Raw genomic sequence first — 15,744 nt, forward strand, 5'->3', positions numbered from 1 at the left:
CCGTCTCCGGGTCACACGGTATGGGAGTCGGCGACCGTGAGCGCCTGATCGAGGATGGCGAGTCCCTCCTTGGCCTCGGCTTCGCTGATGGTGCAGGGCGGGACCACGTGCAGGCGGTTGAAGTTCACGAACAGCAGCAGTCCGGCGGCCTTGGCCGCGGCGACCGTCTCGTTCATGGCCGGGCTGGTGCCGCCGTAGGGCGCCAGGGGTTCGCGGGTGGCGCGGTCGCGGACCAGCTCCACGGCCCAGAACACGCCGAGTCCGCGGACCTCACCGACGCTCGGGTGCCGCTCGGCCAGTTCCCGCAGACCCGGGCCGATGACGCGCTCGCCCATGTCGGCGGCGTTCTCGACGATGCGCTCCTCGCGCATGGCGGTGATGGTCGCGACGGCCGCGGCCGCGGCCAGCGGATGCCCGGAGTAGGTGAGCCCGCCCGGATAGGCGCGGTCGTCGAAGGTGGCCGCGATGTGCGGTGCGATGGCGACGCCGCCCAGCGGCACATACCCGGAGTTGACGCCCTTGGCGAAGGTGAGCAGGTCCGGCGCCACGTCGAAATGGTCGATGGCGAACCATTCTCCGGTGCGGCCGAAGCCCGCCATCACCTCGTCGGCGATGAACACGATGCCGTACTTGTCGCACAGTTCGCGCACGCCGGCCAGGTATCCCGGGGGCGGCACCATGATGCCGGCCGTGCCCGGCACCGATTCCAGAATGACGGCCGCGATGGTGCTCGGCCCCTCGAGCGCGATGGTCTGCTCGAGGTGCTGCAGCGCCCGTTCGGTCTCCTCGGCCTCGGTGGTGGCGTGGAAGTGCGAGCGATACAGGAACGGTCCGAAGAAGTGCACGACTCCCGCATTGCCGTGGTCGTTCGGCCAGCGCCGCGGGTCGCCGGTCAGATTGACCGCGGTCTCGGTGCCGCCGTGATACGACCGGTAGCGCGCGAGCACCTTGTACCGCCCGGTGTGCAGCCGGGCCATGCGCACCGCGTGCTCGACCGCGTCCGCGCCGCCATTGGTGAAGAAGATCCGGTTCAGCTCACCGGGGGTGCGTTCGGCGATGAGCCGCGCCGCCTCCGAGCGGGCGTCGTTCACGTAGGCCGGGCCGATGGTGCACAGCATGGCCGCCTGCTCCTGGATGGCGGCCACCACCTTCGGATGCTGGTGTCCGATATTGGTGTTCACCATCTGCGAGGAGAAGTCGAGCAGCCGGTTGCCGTCGCCGTCCCACACGTAGCAGCCCTGAGCGGCGGTGATCACCATGGGATCCAGCGACTTCTGCGCGGACCAGGAGTGGAAGACGTGCTTGCGGTCCAGTTCGTAGGCGCGGGCGGCTTTTTCGCGGGCCGCCTCCGGGGTCAGCCCATTGGGCAGGGTCATCGCGGACTCCGTTCAGTGGTTCTGGGGGAAGCCGAGGTTCAGGCCGCCGTGGCTGGGATCGAGCCAGCGGGTGGTGACGGCCTTGGTGCGGGTGAAGAAGTGCACGCCGTCGGTGCCGTGCGCATGCGAATCGCCGAACAGGGAGTTCTTCCAGCCTCCGAAACTGTAGTAGGCCATGGGGACCGGAATGGGGACATTGATGCCGACCATGCCGACCTCGACCTCGTTGTGGAAGCGCCGGGCCGCGCCGCCGTCATTGGTGAACAGGGCGGTGCCGTTGCCGTAGGGGTTGTCGTTGACGAGGGCCAGCGCCTCGTCGTAGCTGTCCACCCGGACCACCGACAGCACCGGGCCGAAGATCTCGTCGGTGTACACGCTCATGTCGGTGGTGACGTGGTCGAGAATGGTGGGGCCCAGCCAGAATCCGTCGGCCGCGCCGTCGGCGGCCACCCCGCGGCCGTCGAGAACCACGGTGGCGCCGGAGGATTCGCCCGCCGCGATATAGGCCGCCACCTTGTCCCGGTGCGCCTCGGTCACCAGCGGGCCCATATCGGTGCCGCGAGTGCCGTCGCCGGTGCGAATGGTCTTGGCGCGCTCGGTGATCCGCGCCACCAGGTCGTCGGCGATATCGCCCACCGCCACCAGCGCGCTGATGGCCATGCAGCGTTCACCGGCCGAGCCGAAGCCCGCGTTCACGGCGGCGTCGGCGGCCAGGTCCAGATCCGCGTCGGGCAGCACCACCATGTGGTTCTTGGCCCCGCCGAGGGCCTGCACGCGTTTGCCGGCGGCGGTGCCGTGCTCGTAGACGTACTTGGCGATCGGGGTGGAACCGACGAACGACACCGCCTTGATCGCGGGGTTCGCCAGCAGTTCGTCCACCGCCACCTTGTCGCCCTGGACCACGTTGAAGACCCCGTCCGGCAGCCCGGCCTCGCGCCACAGCTCGGCCAGCCACAGCGAGGGCGAGGGGTCCTTCTCGCTCGGCTTGAGCACCACGGTGTTGCCGGCCGCGATGGCGACGGGGAAGAACCACATGGGCACCATGGCCGGGAAATTGAACGGCGAGATGATGGCCACCGGGCCCAGGGCTTGCCGTACGGAGAAGATGTCGACCTTGGTGGAGGCGTTCTCGGTGTAGCCGCCCTTGAGCAGATGCGGTATGCCGCAGGCGAATTCGACGACCTCGAGGCCGCGGGTGACCTCGCCCATCGCGTCGGCGAGCACCTTGCCGTGCTCGCTGGTGATGAGGGCGGCCAGCTCCTCCTTGCGCTCGTTGAGCAGTTCGCGGAAGCGGAACAGCACCTGGGTGCGCTTGGCCAGGGAGGCGTCGCGCCAGGCGGGGAACGCGGCCACGGCGGATTCGATCACGGTGCGGACGTCGGCCGCGGAGGCCAGGGCGACCTGTCCGGTCACCACGCCGGTCGCGGGATTGGTGACCGGTGCGGTCGCCGTGCTGGAACCGGTGAAGGACTTGCCGTCGAGCCAGTGTGCGATGGTCTGCATATCTCCTCGATTCCGTGAGTGTCCGTCCCTACTCTGCGCCATTACCCGCCGGTTGATTCCCGACGTTGTGTATCCATTTTCCAACTTCGTATTACGATTCGTCGGTGCTCCTCTCCGTTGCTGATGTGCTGGCCATGCCGGTCGTGCGGGCCGGGCAGCCGCAGGTCGTGGGCGGCGGTCCGCTGGATCGGCCGGTGCGGTGGGTGCATGTGAGCGAACTGCCGGACGTGGCGAAACTTCTGGTGGGACGGGAATTGATTCTCACCACCGGACAGGCGCTGGCCGGTAGCGACGCGGCCACCGTGGCCTACCTGGAATCGCTGGCCGCGGCCGGGGTGTCCGGGCTGGTCATCGAATTGGGCACCTACGTGCGGGAATTGTCGCCGGTGGTGGCCGAGACCGCCGACCGGGTGGGGTTGCCGACCGTGGCGCTGCATCGGGTGGTGCGGTTCGTGGAGGTCACCGAGGCGGTGCACCGGGTGATCGTGGCCGACCAGTACGCGGAGCTGGAATTCGCGCGCACGGTGCACGAGACGTTCACGGCGCTGAGCGTGCGGCGGGCGTCGCTGGCCGAGATCGTGAAAACCGCTGCCGGAATGCTGGACGCCTCGGTCGTGCTCGAGGACCTGGCGCATCGCGTGCTGGCCCTGACCGCGCGCCACACCGGCACCTCGGCCCTGCTCGAGCACTGGGAGACCACCTCCCGGTTGCTGCCCGACTCCGACCCGAATGTGGTTCCGGTGGGCCCGCATACACAGCGCTGGGGCCGGCTCATCCTGCGCTCCAGCCGGGTACCCACGGCCCGCGCCCGCATGGTGCTCGAACGCGGCGCGCAGACACTGACCCTGCACCGGATGATCGAGCGCGACCGCTTCGGACTGCACCGGCAGGCCCAGACCGGGCTCATCGACGATATGGTCAACGGCCGCCTCACCGACGAGCGCGACGCCGTGGCGCTGGCGGCGGCGCTCGGGCTGGCCCGCCGCGCCCGCTATGTCCCGCTCGCGGTGGAGGTCGCGGCGGCGGCCGAGGCGGATCCGGTGGCGCAGCAACGCCGTACGGCCGCACTGCTGGACGCGGCGCTGCACGGGGTGGCACTGGCCAAGGCCACCGCGCTGGCCGCACCCGACCACGGCAATCGGGTCACCATCGTGCTGGGCGTCGCCCGGAGCGGCGACCTGGACGGCGCGCTCACCGCGATCTGCTCGGCCATGCTCGCCGAGATCCGCCGCGTGCCGGGTGTGGAGCGCGCGGTCATCGGCGCCGGCGGTGAATCGGACTCCCTCCTCGACACCGCGCGCGAGCTGGCCCAGGCCGCGCACGTCGCCGAAGTCGCTCTCTCCCTGGACCCTTCGGTTCCGCGCCCCTTCTATCGCAGCGGCGACGTCCGGCTGCGCGGCCTGCTATCGCTCATCCGCGACGAGCCGGGCGTCCAGCGCTTCGCCGAGACCGAGCTGAGCGCCCTGCTCCGCCACGACATCCGCAATGCCGCCGATCTCACCCGCACCCTGCGCCAATTCCTCGACCTGGCGGGCAACAAGACCGAACTCGCCAAGCGTCTCAATATCAGCCGGCCCACCCTTTACGACCGCCTGTCCCGCATCGAACGCATCCTCGACGTCGATCTCGACAACGGCGAGACCCGCACCTCCCTCCACACCGCCCTGCTCATCCGGGACCTGGTCGCTGCCCCTGAACCCCGCTGACCGCAGCCCGCGAGGGTCCTGCGGCGTGCATTCCGAGGTACGGGACAGGCCCGAGAAGCCCTGTGCGCCAGCGCATTCTCCAAGCGGTGATCCGGATCGCCGCCCGTCGTCCAGGTATGCCGCCGGCCTGGGATTCGAACCGGCGGTGCTTCCGACGTGGGTCGGCAGGCTCCGGGCACAGCGCACCGGAATGAGCGGGAGCGGCTCAGATCCACGCGTTGGGGGTCAGGTCCGGCCCGGGCATACTGGCCGCGTGGAGTTCGGGATTCTGGGTCCGATCGAGGCGCGACGGGCCGATGGGGGCCCGTTTCCGATTGGGGGTCCGCAGGTGCGGGCCTTGCTGGCGGTGTTGGCATTGGATGCCGGGCGGGTGGTCGGGCGGGAGCGGCTGATCGACGACCTGTACGGGTCGGAGCCACCGGGGGATGTGGGGCATGCGTTGCAGTCGCAGGTGTCGCGGCTGCGGCGGGCGCTGCGCACCGGGGTGGGGGACGGCGAGTTCGTCGAGTCGGCCGGGGCGGGTTATCGATTGGCGGTCGACCCGGAGTCGGTGGATGCGCTCCGGTTCGCGCGGCTGGCCGAGCAGGGGCGGAAAGCCTTGCGGGACCGGGATTCCGGCGCGGCGATGACGCTGCTGGACGAGGCGCTCGGATTATGGCGCGGTCCGGCGCTGGCCGATGTGCGGGACGCGCCCTTCGCCGAGAGTCAGGGCGCGCGGCTGGACGAGGCGCGGCTGGCCGCCGAGGAGGATCGGGCGGAGGCGGCGCTGGCGGTGGGGGATTCGCAGGCGGTGGTGGCGACACTGTCGGAATTGGTTGCGGCACATCCCCTCCGGGAGCGGGCGCGCGCTCTGCTCATGCGTGCCCTGTACGCGGCGGGCCGGCAGGCCGAGGCACTGGAGTCCTTCGAAGCGGGACGGCGGCTGCTCGCCGACGAGCTCGGGGCCGATCCCTCGGCCGAGCTCATGGACGCCCACCTGGCAATCCTGCGCGCGGATGAGGTTGCGGCCGTGCCGAATCGGCGACTGCCCACCCCGCTCACCAGTTTCGTCGGCCGGGAGGACGAACTCGCGCGGCTGGTGCCACTGATCGCCCAGGCCCGCCTCGTCACCCTGATCGGCCCCGGCGGCACCGGGAAGACGCGGCTGGCGCTGGCGGCGGGCAGCCGGGTCCGCGGCGACGTCTGCTTCGTCGAATTGGCACCGCTGGTGGACGGTGTGCAGGCGGCCCAGGCGATCGCGAGCGCCCTGGGCTGTCGCGACCTGTCGGCGCATGCGGCCCCCGGACCACGCGATGTCGAGTCGCAGCTGGTCGCCGTGCTCGCCGACCGTCCGCTGCTGCTCATCCTCGACAATTGCGAGCACGTCGTCCTCGATATCGCCCGCCTCGCGCACCGCCTGCTGGTCGCATGCCCGGGCCTGCGGATTCTCGCCACCAGCCGCGAGGCGCTGCGGGTCACGGGCGAATCGCTGTTCCCCGTTCCCCAATTGCCCATGGCCCCATCGGATTCGCCGCTGGCCGACCAGCTGGCGGCCCCGGCGGTGCGCCTGTTCGCCGACCGGGCGGCCGCGGTCCGCCCCGGCTTCCTCCCGGACGCGGGCACCATCGCCCTGGTCGCCCGCATCTGCCGCCGCCTCGACGGCCTCCCGCTCGCCATCGAGCTCGCGGCCGCCCGCCTGCGCACTCTCGACCTCCCCGAGATCGACGCCCGCCTCACCGACCGCTTCCGCCTGCTGGCCCGCGGCGACCGCACCGCCGAACCCCGCCACCAGACCCTGCAGGCCGTGGTGGCCTGGAGCTGGGAACTCCTCGAACCCGCCGAACAGCGACTGGCCCAGCGCTTCTCGGTATTCGCGGGCGGCGCGACCGCCGAACAGGCCCGCCGGGTGTGCGACATCGACGATATCGACGACCTCCTCGCCGACCTCACTGACAAATCCCTCCTGGACATCGCCGCCGGCCGCTACCGGATGCTCGAAACCATCCGCGAATTCGCCCGCACCCGCGCCATCGAATCCGGCGACCACGAGAAAACCCAACGCGCCCACGCCGAATACTTCACCGACACGGCCGAAACCACGGACCCCCTGCTACGCACCGCCACCCAACTCCAGCACCTGGCCCGCCTCACCACCGACCACGACGATCTCCAGGCCGCCCTGCACTGGTCCACCACCGCCGACCCCGCCCTCGCCGCCCGCCTCATCGCCGCCCAAGCCTGGTACTGGTGGCTCACCGGCCACTCCGGCGACGGCCCCGCCCTCGCCAACCGCCTACTACCCGAACTGAATTCGGCGGCACGTCGGCCGGCCTCGGCTACCCGGCCGCTGGGTCGGCCGGTGCGCCGTGATGGCGTCGGCGACCGCCGAGACGCAGACCTCCACGAGCCTACGGCGCTGGTCACCCCCACTGCGGCGCACAGGTCGGATGCGCGCCCTCTGGGCGAGGAGCGGCGCGTGCCGTTCGTTGCGGAAACCGCTGCTGGGCATGATGCGCCGGGAGTGGGGTCGAGCGTCGCCGCGGCGGCTCGCACATCCCGGCCCGGGTCGCGGGTCGCGGTGGATCCCGAGCAATACGCGCTGGTGGTGGCGGTGGCGGCGCGGGGACGGGATGATCTCGCGGCCGAGGTCGAGCGGGCGGCGGCCGGCGTTGCGGCGCAGGAACATCCGATGCGGCAGCCGCATCTGATCTTCCTGCTCGCGCTCGCGGGCGGGATGCTGCCCGGGAAGCCCGCTGAGTTGCGCCGGCTGTTCGGGGCGGATGACTGGTCGCAGGCGTTTCTGCGGCTGGGGGACGGGATGGCGTTGTTCATGTCCGGGCGGGTCGACGAATCCGAGCCGGAGTTCGCGGCGGCGCTGGCGCGGTTCCGGCGGATCGGGGACCGGTGGGCGATCGCGGCCTCCTTGGACAAGCTGGCGGCGGTGGCCGAGCGGCACGGCGATCGGGCCGCCCCGCTGGCTCTGATCGATGAGGCGATCGCGGTGAACACCGAATTGGGTTGGGCCGCGGACACTGCCGACCTCTTGACCCGTCGCGGCGATATCTACCTCGGCGGGGCGGCGGAGCCGGATGCCGAAGCGGCCCGCGCGGATTATGAACGGGCAGCGGAGCTGTCGCGGACCCACGGCGCGATCGACATGTACGCCGCTGCACTTCGCGGCCTGGGGGATATCGCTCGTGCCGAGGACCCGGCCGCAGCGCGGAGCCTCTACCGGTCGGTGCTGGAGATCCCGGCCGGAGGTTCGATCGCCATCACCGAGGCGCACGAGCGGGCGCGGGAGGGGCTGGCACTGTTGGGCGACGCCTGAAATCGCAGGTCAGGGTGTTGGTGAGGGCCGGTGAGCCGACGGTGAGGGGTTGGTGAGCGCCCCGGCCGAAGCTGTGTGACATGACCAGCACACAGCAGTTCGCCAACAAGACCGTCCTCATCTCCGGCGCCAGCGTCGCCGGCCCGGCCCTCGCCTTCTGGCTGAAGAAGTACGGCTTCACCGTCACCGTCGTGGAGCAGGCTCCAGCCCTGCGCGAGGGCGGGTACAAGGTCGATATCCGCGGCGTGGCAATGGAAGTCGTGGAGCGGATGGGGCTCTCCGGCGAGATCCGCAACGCCTCCACCGATATGCGCGGTGGTGCGTGGGTGGACGCGACCGGCAAGGCGATCGCCACCCTCGGACCGGACCTGATCGGCATGCGTTCGCCCGGCGACGACGAGGTGCTGCGCGGCGACCTGGCGCGAATCCTGTTCGACGCCGGCAAGAGCGGCGTCGACTATCGGTTCGGCGACGCCATCACCGAGCTGATCGAGCACGCCGACGGCGTCGAGGTGCACTTCCGCCATGCGGCTCCCCAGGTGTTCGACCTGGTGATCGGCGCGGACGGCATGCATTCCACGGTGCGCCGCAGTGTCTTCGGCGCGGAGGAGCAGTTCGCCCGGCACACCGGCATGGCGGCCTGCGTCATCTCGGTGCCGAACTACCTGGACCTCGATCACTGGGAGCTCATCCACGCCGCCCCCGGCAAGGTCGTGCAGGTGTACAGCACGCAGCGCTCGGCGGCCAAGGCGCAGTTCATCTTTCCCGCTCCCGAGCAGCTGCCGGACCGCCGCGACACCGCCGCACAGCAGCGGCTGGTGGCCGAGGTCTTCGCCGGCGGCGGCTGGGAGACGGCGACCCTGCTCGACGCCATGCCGGACTCGCCGGACTTCTATTTCGACACGGTGAGCCAGATCCATCTGGAGCGCTGGTCCTCGGGCCGCGTCGCGCTGGTCGGCGACGCCGCCTACTGCCCGTCGCCGTTGTCCGGGCAGGGCACCAGCATGGCCCTGGTCGGGGCGTACGTGCTGGCCGGTGAGCTGCGCGCCGCCGCCGGCGACCACCGCGTCGCCTTCGCCGCCTACCAGGAGCGCATGTGCGAGTACGTCGACGAGAACCTGACCCTCGGCTGGAACAACGCCACCCAGATGGTCGCCGCCGACGCCCGCGCCCTGCGCATGCAGATGACCATGATGCGCATGCTGCGCTGGATGCCGTGGAAGGGCATGGCCCTGCGCCCGATCATGAAGCCGATCGAGAAGGCCGCCAATGCCATTCGACTCGAGCGGTACTGATCGAGGCGCGGTGTCGGCAGCAGGTCTGATCCGGGGCGCTCAGGGTTCGTTCTCCGGGTGGATCCCTGATGCGGGCCGATCCCGTTTGATGGTTATCTCGAACCGGAAGGGAGTCCAACGTGACCATCGCCGTGTACACCACCTGGGCGTGGATGGCATTCGAGATCGCGCTGCGGGTGCGGGATCGCCTGCGCGGCACCGGCTCCACCGCCGGGGACGGCCACACCAGGCTCCTCATCTTCGTGCTGGTGGCCGCCGCCATGACGGTCGCCAGCTTCGCCGGAATCCTCCTCCCGGCCGGCAGCCCGCTGCGTTTTCCCGGCCCGGTCCTGCCGTGGCAGATCCTCGGCGTCGCCCTCATGTGGCTGGGCCTGGTCGTGCGAGCCTGGGCGATCGCGGTGCTGGGCAAGCACTTTCGCACCACCGTCGAGGTGGACCGCGACCAGCCGGTCATCAGCACCGGCCCCTACCGCTGGATCCGGCACCCCTCCTACACCGGCATCCTGCTACTGACGCTGGGCTTCGGCCTGGCCGCCGGCAACTACCTGTCCCTGCTGCTCACCACCGTGGTCCCGGTCTACGCGTTCCTGCGCCGGATCACGCTCGAGGAGAAGACGCTGGTGGCAACCCTTGGCGCCCCCTACGAGACCTATCGCCACACGACCAAGCGCCTGGTCCCCGGCGTCTGGTGACCTCAGGCGGGGTCGCCATACGATCCGTAAAGCACCGGACCGGGTTTCCGGCTGACTGTAAGAATAGTGACCTGAGTCACTCCTTTGGTTTCTGCCGGTAACTCCGTTTCATATCCAGGCAACATTCCAGCCCGAACATTCCTCGCAGGTCAGTCGACCAAGATTGAGGAGCTTCACCATGGAATCGAGTGCACCAACCGTACTTTCCGGGGGATCGGACACATCCGCAGCGGGAGTGTCGCGGCTCAAACCCAATGTGGTCGGTCTGCTCGGCGTGGTGTTCATGGCCGTCGCGACGGCCGCGCCCATCACCGCCATGACCGGCAATGTGCCGTTCATGATGTCGGCCGGCAGCGGAATCGGCACGCCCGCGGCGTTTTTGATCGCCATGGTGGTGCTGGCCATCTTCACCATCGGCTACACCACCATGGCCAAGCACATCACCACCACCGGCGCGTTCTACGGCTTCATCTCCTACGGCCTGGGCCGCACCGCGGGCCTGTCGGCCGGGCTGCTGGCCACCTTCGCCTACATGGTGTTCGAGCCGTCGCTGATCGGCATCTTCTCGAGCTTCGCGCACAACACCGTCTCCGATCAGGTGGGCGTGAACATTCCGTGGTGGGTGTTCGCCATCCTGATGCTGGTGATCAACGGCCTGGGCACCTGGTTCGGCGTCGCCGTGGCCGAGCGGCTGCTCATCGTGCTGCTGGTCACCGAGGTGACCGTGCTGACGGTCATGGGCCTGTCGGTGCTGCTGCACGGCGGCGGGCCGGACGGTTTGTCGCTGGCCCCGATCAATCCGGTCAACGCCTTCCACGGCGCGTCCGCGGGCCTGGGACTGTTCTTCGCCTTCTGGTCGTGGGTCGGGTTCGAATCCACCGCCATCTACGGTGAGGAATCCAAGAATCCGAAGCGAATCATCCCGCGCGCCACCATGATCGCCGTCCTCGGTGTCGGCGTGTTCTACCTGTTCATCTCCTGGATGACCATCTCCGGCAACGGGCAGGGCAGGGCCATGGAACTGGCCGCCTCCGACAATCCGATGAATCTCTTCTTCGCGCCCACCGAACGCTATGTCGGGCATTGGGCCGTGGACACCATGCAGTGGCTCATGGTCACCGGTTCGCTGGCCTGCGGCATGGCCTTCCACAACTGCGCCTCCCGCTACCTCTACGCGCTTGGCCGCGAGGACGTGATTCCGGCGTTGAAGCGGACGATCGGAAAGACCCACCCGCAGAACGGATCCCCGTACATCGCCGGTCTGGTGCAGACCGTCTTCTCGGCCGTGCTGGTGCTGGCCTTCGGCCTCGCGGGCAAGGACCCCTACGCGAGCCTCTACACCCTGATGGCGGTGCTCGGCACCATGGCGATCCTGATCGTGCAGGCCGTGTGCTCCTTCGCGGTCATCGCCTACTTCCGCAACCACCACCCCGAAACCCGGCACTGGTTCCGGACTCTGGTGGCCCCGCTGGTGGGCGGCGTGGCCATGATCGGCGTGGTGCTGCTGCTGGTCCTCAATATGGACACCGCGGCCGGCAGCGAGGCCGGGTCGCTGATTCTGAAGGCGACGCCGTACCTGGTGGCCGCGGTGGCCATCGCCGGTATCGGCTACGCCCTGTACCTGAAGCGCACCGACCCCGGACGCTACGCGCTGCTGGGCCGGACCGTGCTGGAAGAATCACACGAGCGCTGAGAGGCGGAAAGCCATGACCGACACCGAGATCCGTCCCGCCTACGGCGACCGCGTGATAGCCGTCGAGCCCGGCGGCGACGACTACATCCCCGAGGACGCCCGGCACGGTACGCCGCGAAAACTGTTCTGGACGTGGATGTCTCCGAACATGGAGTTCGCCACCGTCTTCGTGGGCGTGCTCGCCGTCACCGCGTACGGCATGAACTTCTGGCAGGCGAGCCTGGGCATCGTCGTGGGTACCGGGCTGGGCGCGGCCGCCCACTACCTGCTGTCGGCGCGCGGGCCCCTGCACGGTGTCCCGCAAATGGTGCTGGGGCGCTTGGCCTTCGGTTATCGCGGCAACACCTTGCCCGCCGCGTTCATGTCGGTCATGTGCGGGGTCGGGTGGTTCGCCACCAACTCCGTGAGCGGCGCGTTCGCACTGAATTCCCTGACCGGCATGCCGAAACCGACCGCGCTGCTGGTGATCGTGGTGGTGCAGACCGCCTTCGCCTTCTTCGGCCACAACCTGGTGCAGGCGGTGGAACGCATCGCCTTCCCGCTGCTGGCCATCGTGTTCGCCATCGTCACCGTGGTGATCTTCAGCAAAGCCTCGCTGGGCGCGCCCGCTCCGGCCGGCGGCGTGGGCGGCACGGGCGGATTCCTGCTCACCGTCGGCACCGCCTTCGGTTACGGCGCGGGCTGGAATCCCTACGCGGCGGACTACTCGCGCTATCTGCCCGCGACGGTGTCACGGGCCGCGACCGGTGCGTACGCCTCGGCGGGCCTGTTCATTTCCTGTGTCTGGCTGGAGGTGGTCGGTGCGGCGTCGGCGACCGTGGCGAGCACCGCGCAGGGCAGCCCGACCGATGTGTTCACCGCCAACCTGCCCAAGCTGCTGGCGGACCTGACCCTGCTGGCCATCGCGGTGGGCGCGGTGGCCGCCAATGCGCTCAATGTCTACTCGGGCGCAATGGCTTTCGTGACCATGGGCTTCACGTTCTCGGTGCGCACGCAGCGGGCGCTGGTGTCGGTGGCCTTCGGCGTGATCGGGTTCCTGGTCGCCTGGTGGGCGCTGCCGGACGCGGCGGCCAGCTACGAGGGCTTCCTGCTCATCGTCGCGTATTGGATCGGGCCGTGGCTGGGTGTGGTGTTCGCCGACGAGTACCTGCGTCGCGGTCAGCGCATCGACCATCTGCTCTACGACCGCGACCACCGCAACTGGGCCGGCGTGGCGGCGTTCCTGGCCGGGCTGGTGGTGTCGGTGCTGCTGTTCTCCAATCAGGAGAAGTTCGTCGGCTTCGTCGCCAAGGCGGTGCCGCAGCTGGGCGACATCACCTTCTTCGTCGGCTTCGTGCTCTCCGGCGCGGCCTATCTGATCGTGAACCGGTCCCGGATCGCACGCGCCGCGGTGGCAGCATGATCGGCATGATCAACGCACAGGATCTGCTGGTCACCGCCTATGACGAGGCGCAACTCGGGCTGCGGGAAGGCGGGATTCCCATCGGGGCGGCCCTGTTCGACAGCGCCGGCAACCTGCTCGGCCGCGGCCACAACCGCCGCGTCCAGAACGACGACCCCAGCGTGCACGCCGAGACCGACGCCTTCCGCAATGCCGGCCGCCGCCGCGACTACCGCGACACCATCATGGTCACCACCCTGTCCCCGTGCTGGTATTGCAGCGGCCTGGTCCGCCAGTTCGGCATCGGAGCGGTCATCGTGGGAGAGTCGCGCACCTTCACCGGCGGCCACGACTGGCTTGCCGCACACGGGGTTTCCATCACCGTGCTCGACGATCCGGCCTGCGTGGACATGATGACCCGTTTCATCGCGGAACGGCCCGAACTCTGGAACGAGGACATAGGAGTGGCGGAATGACCCCCATCGCGACCGTCGACCTGGACCGCTGGCGGGAAGGCGGCGAGACCGCGGCCACGGTGCTGCGCGAGGTGGACGCGGGCATGCAGCGCGCCGGATTCCTCCTGGTGCGCGGACATGGTGTGCCGCAGGGACTTCCGGCCGACCTGCGGGCGGCGGCCCGGCGCTTCTTCGCGCTCCCGCCGGAGGTGAAACAGCGGTATGCGGTCTCCGTCGGCGGGCGCGGCTGGATCGGTCCCGGCCTCGAGGCCAACGGCTACGCCGAGGGCACCGAGACCCCGCCGGACCTCAAGGAGACCTTCGCGATCGGCGCGGACACCCGCACCGGCGACGCCCTGATCGACACCGTGTGGTTCCTCGACAACGTCTGGCCCGAGGAGGTGGGCGAGCTGCGCGAGCTGTTCCTCGCCTACACCGCGGCCATGCGCACCCTCTCCGACGAACTGCTCGCGCTCTTCGCCGCCGCGCTCGACCTGCCGCACAACCCCTTCGAGGGCCTGGCGAGCCGTCCGACCTGGACCTGCAATATCAACCGGTACCCGCCGCTGGCCGAGGTCGGCCCGCCCGAACCGGGCCAGTTCCGCATCGGCCCGCACACCGACTTCGGCACCGTCACCGTCCTCGACCGCGAACCCGGCGCGGGCGGATTGCAGATCTACACCGAGGACGGCGGCTGGGCGGACGCGCCCTACGACCCGTCCGCCCTGACCGTGAACATCGGTGACCTGCTGGCCTATTGGAGCGGCCAGCGCTGGCCCGCGGGCCGCCACCGCGTACTCCCGCCCCAGGCGTCCGCACCCGACGAGGACCTGGTGTCGCTCATCTACTTCTACGAACTCGACCACGACGCCCGGGTGACGCCCCTCGAGCCGCCCATCGGCCGGGTCTCCGGCCTGGCGCCGGTCGTCTCCGCCGAGTTCCTGCGCACCCGCCTCGACGCCATCACCCTCGGCTGAGACCACCCGGCGAGCTCCCACGGCCGTCGCGTGCCGGCGGCCGTGGGTGCGACCTGGACCCGCCCACCCGGTGACCGCAGGTGGATCTCGCGGGAACATTGCCCGCCGCGCCCGCGTTACCAGCGGGCATGACGACGCTCGGATTGATCGGAAGCGGAAATATCGGCGGCACCCTGGCCCGGCTGGCCGTGGCCGCGGGAATCGATGTGGTGCTGAGCAATTCACGAGGGCCGGAGAGCCTCGCGGAGCTGGTGGCCGAACTGGGGGAGCGGGCCCGTGCCGCGACCCCGGCCGAGGCGGCCGCCGCCGGGGACATCGTGGTGGTGACCGTACCGTTGAAGGCGTATCAGCAGGTGCCGGTCGAGCCGTTGATCGGAAAGGTGGTCATCGACACCAACAACTACTATCCGGGCCGCGACGGCGAATTCGCCGACCTGGACGCGGGTGTGGCCACCAGTTCAGAACTGCTGCAACGGCATCTGCCGCGCTCACGGGTCGTGAAGGCGTTCAACAACATCCTGTTCAAGCATCTGGCCGTGCTGGCCCGCCCCGCCGGGGCGGCCGATCGCACCGCGCTGCCCATCGCCGGTGACGATACCGCGGCGAAAACCGCTGCGGCGGAACTGATCAGCAGGCTCGGCTACGACACCGTCGATATCGGCTCGCTCGCCGACAGCTGGCGCACGCAACCCGAAACCCCCGTCTACGGCACCCCCTACGCCGTCGCCGCGCCGTTCTGGGAGAACGAGGCGGCCCCCGCCGATGCTGAAACGGTGCGCAAGGCGGTCGAAGCCGCCGAACGCTGAAGCCCCCGAAAGGGGCTCCAGTGCAAGGACTCCGGGGCCGGCCGACCATGTCAGGGCGGTCGTCCGGCCCCGGTGGTTCAGTCGTTGCAGATGGCCGTGCGCACCAGGTAGGAGTCGGAGTACCACTTGGCGGAGTTCTCGGCGTCGGCCGGCGTCGCGCCGTAGCCGCCGGTGTACTTGTTCATCGAATCCGAGAAGGCCACCGCGCCGCAGCCGGTGAAGGTGGTGACGGTCGAACAGCTCGCCTTGGCGCACTTGTCGATGGCGGCCTGGCTCGCCGAGCCCTCGGTGTCGTAGTTCCAGGACCAGCCCAGGTCGCCGTAGTCGGACACCGCGATCGCGCCCCACGAGCCGGAGGCGGCCTGGGCCGGGGCGGCGGGCAGCACCGCGGCGGCGGTGGCGAAGGCGAGGCCGGACAGGGCGAACAGAGTCTTGCGCATGTTGTTCCTTGCGTTGATCGAACTGGCGCGGGGCTGCCGGGGGTGGTTGGTCGGGCCCCCGGTGTTGGGAATTAAGGGGGGGTGGGATTTGGGGTTTTCCGGGACGGGGGGGT

Annotated in this window: 12 protein-coding genes; 9 read left to right on the plus strand and 3 right to left on the minus strand. The window is 69.7% G+C overall.

Annotated elements, in window-relative coordinates; translation table 11 throughout:
• Window positions 1–11 precede the first annotated feature (11 nt).
• A complete protein-coding gene (locus ABZV44_RS44705) occupies window positions 12–1,376 on the minus strand; it encodes an aspartate aminotransferase family protein (protein WP_354851232.1) in 1,365 nt (454 codons plus the stop codon).
• A gap of 12 nt (window positions 1,377–1,388) precedes the next feature.
• Window positions 1,389–2,879 (minus strand): CoA-acylating methylmalonate-semialdehyde dehydrogenase, encoded by a 1,491-nt coding sequence (locus ABZV44_RS44710; RefSeq protein ID WP_354851235.1) that lies wholly within the window; start codon window positions 2,877–2,879, stop codon window positions 1,389–1,391.
• A gap of 104 nt (window positions 2,880–2,983) precedes the next feature.
• Here ABZV44_RS44710 and ABZV44_RS44715 point away from each other — a divergent pair, with 104 nt between their 5' ends.
• From ABZV44_RS44715 to ABZV44_RS44755, 9 genes are all read left to right on the plus strand, one after another.
• Window positions 2,984–4,585, plus strand: a complete 1,602-nt coding sequence (locus tag ABZV44_RS44715) for a PucR family transcriptional regulator (protein ID WP_354851238.1) — start codon at window positions 2,984–2,986, stop codon at window positions 4,583–4,585.
• A 253-nt stretch (window positions 4,586–4,838) separates the two neighbouring features.
• A complete protein-coding gene (locus ABZV44_RS44720; RefSeq protein ID WP_354851241.1) occupies window positions 4,839–7,892 on the plus strand; it encodes a BTAD domain-containing putative transcriptional regulator in 3,054 nt (1,017 codons plus the stop codon).
• An 80-nt stretch (window positions 7,893–7,972) separates the two neighbouring features.
• A complete protein-coding gene (locus tag ABZV44_RS44725; protein WP_354851244.1) occupies window positions 7,973–9,187 on the plus strand; it encodes an FAD-dependent monooxygenase in 1,215 nt (404 codons plus the stop codon).
• A gap of 119 nt (window positions 9,188–9,306) precedes the next feature.
• Entirely contained in the window at window positions 9,307–9,879 is a 573-nt protein-coding gene (locus tag ABZV44_RS44730; RefSeq protein WP_354851247.1) for an isoprenylcysteine carboxylmethyltransferase family protein, read from the plus strand.
• Window positions 9,880–10,057: 178 nt separating this feature from the next.
• A complete protein-coding gene (locus tag ABZV44_RS44735; RefSeq protein WP_354851249.1) occupies window positions 10,058–11,572 on the plus strand; it encodes an APC family permease in 1,515 nt (504 codons plus the stop codon).
• Window positions 11,573–11,585: 13 nt separating this feature from the next.
• Complete coding sequence (locus tag ABZV44_RS44740; protein ID WP_354851252.1) at window positions 11,586–12,974, plus strand: cytosine permease; 1,389 nt, start codon at window positions 11,586–11,588, stop codon at window positions 12,972–12,974.
• 5 nt (window positions 12,975–12,979) lie between these two features.
• Entirely contained in the window at window positions 12,980–13,429 is a 450-nt protein-coding gene (locus ABZV44_RS44745; protein ID WP_354851255.1) for a nucleoside deaminase, read from the plus strand.
• Window positions 13,426–14,385 carry a 2-oxoglutarate and iron-dependent oxygenase domain-containing protein gene (locus tag ABZV44_RS44750; protein WP_354851258.1) on the plus strand — a complete coding sequence of 320 codons (960 nt, stop codon included), beginning with the start codon at window positions 13,426–13,428 and terminating at the stop codon, window positions 14,383–14,385. Before ABZV44_RS44745 ends, ABZV44_RS44750 begins: the two co-directional genes overlap by 4 nt.
• Before the next feature lie 80 nt (window positions 14,386–14,465).
• Window positions 14,466–15,191: an NAD(P)-binding domain-containing protein gene (locus tag ABZV44_RS44755; RefSeq protein WP_354851261.1), complete on the plus strand. Its 726-nt coding sequence runs from the start codon at window positions 14,466–14,468 to the stop codon at window positions 15,189–15,191.
• Window positions 15,192–15,268: 77 nt separating this feature from the next.
• On the opposite strand, the gene ABZV44_RS44760 is transcribed toward ABZV44_RS44755, so the two are convergent.
• Entirely contained in the window at window positions 15,269–15,631 is a 363-nt protein-coding gene (locus ABZV44_RS44760) for a DUF4189 domain-containing protein (RefSeq protein WP_354851264.1), read from the minus strand.
• Window positions 15,632–15,744: the final 113 nt, after the last annotated feature.

Origin of the sequence: Nocardia sp. NPDC004860 (assembly GCF_040609015.1) — a bacterium.
Lineage (GTDB): Bacteria > Actinomycetota > Actinomycetes > Mycobacteriales > Mycobacteriaceae > Nocardia.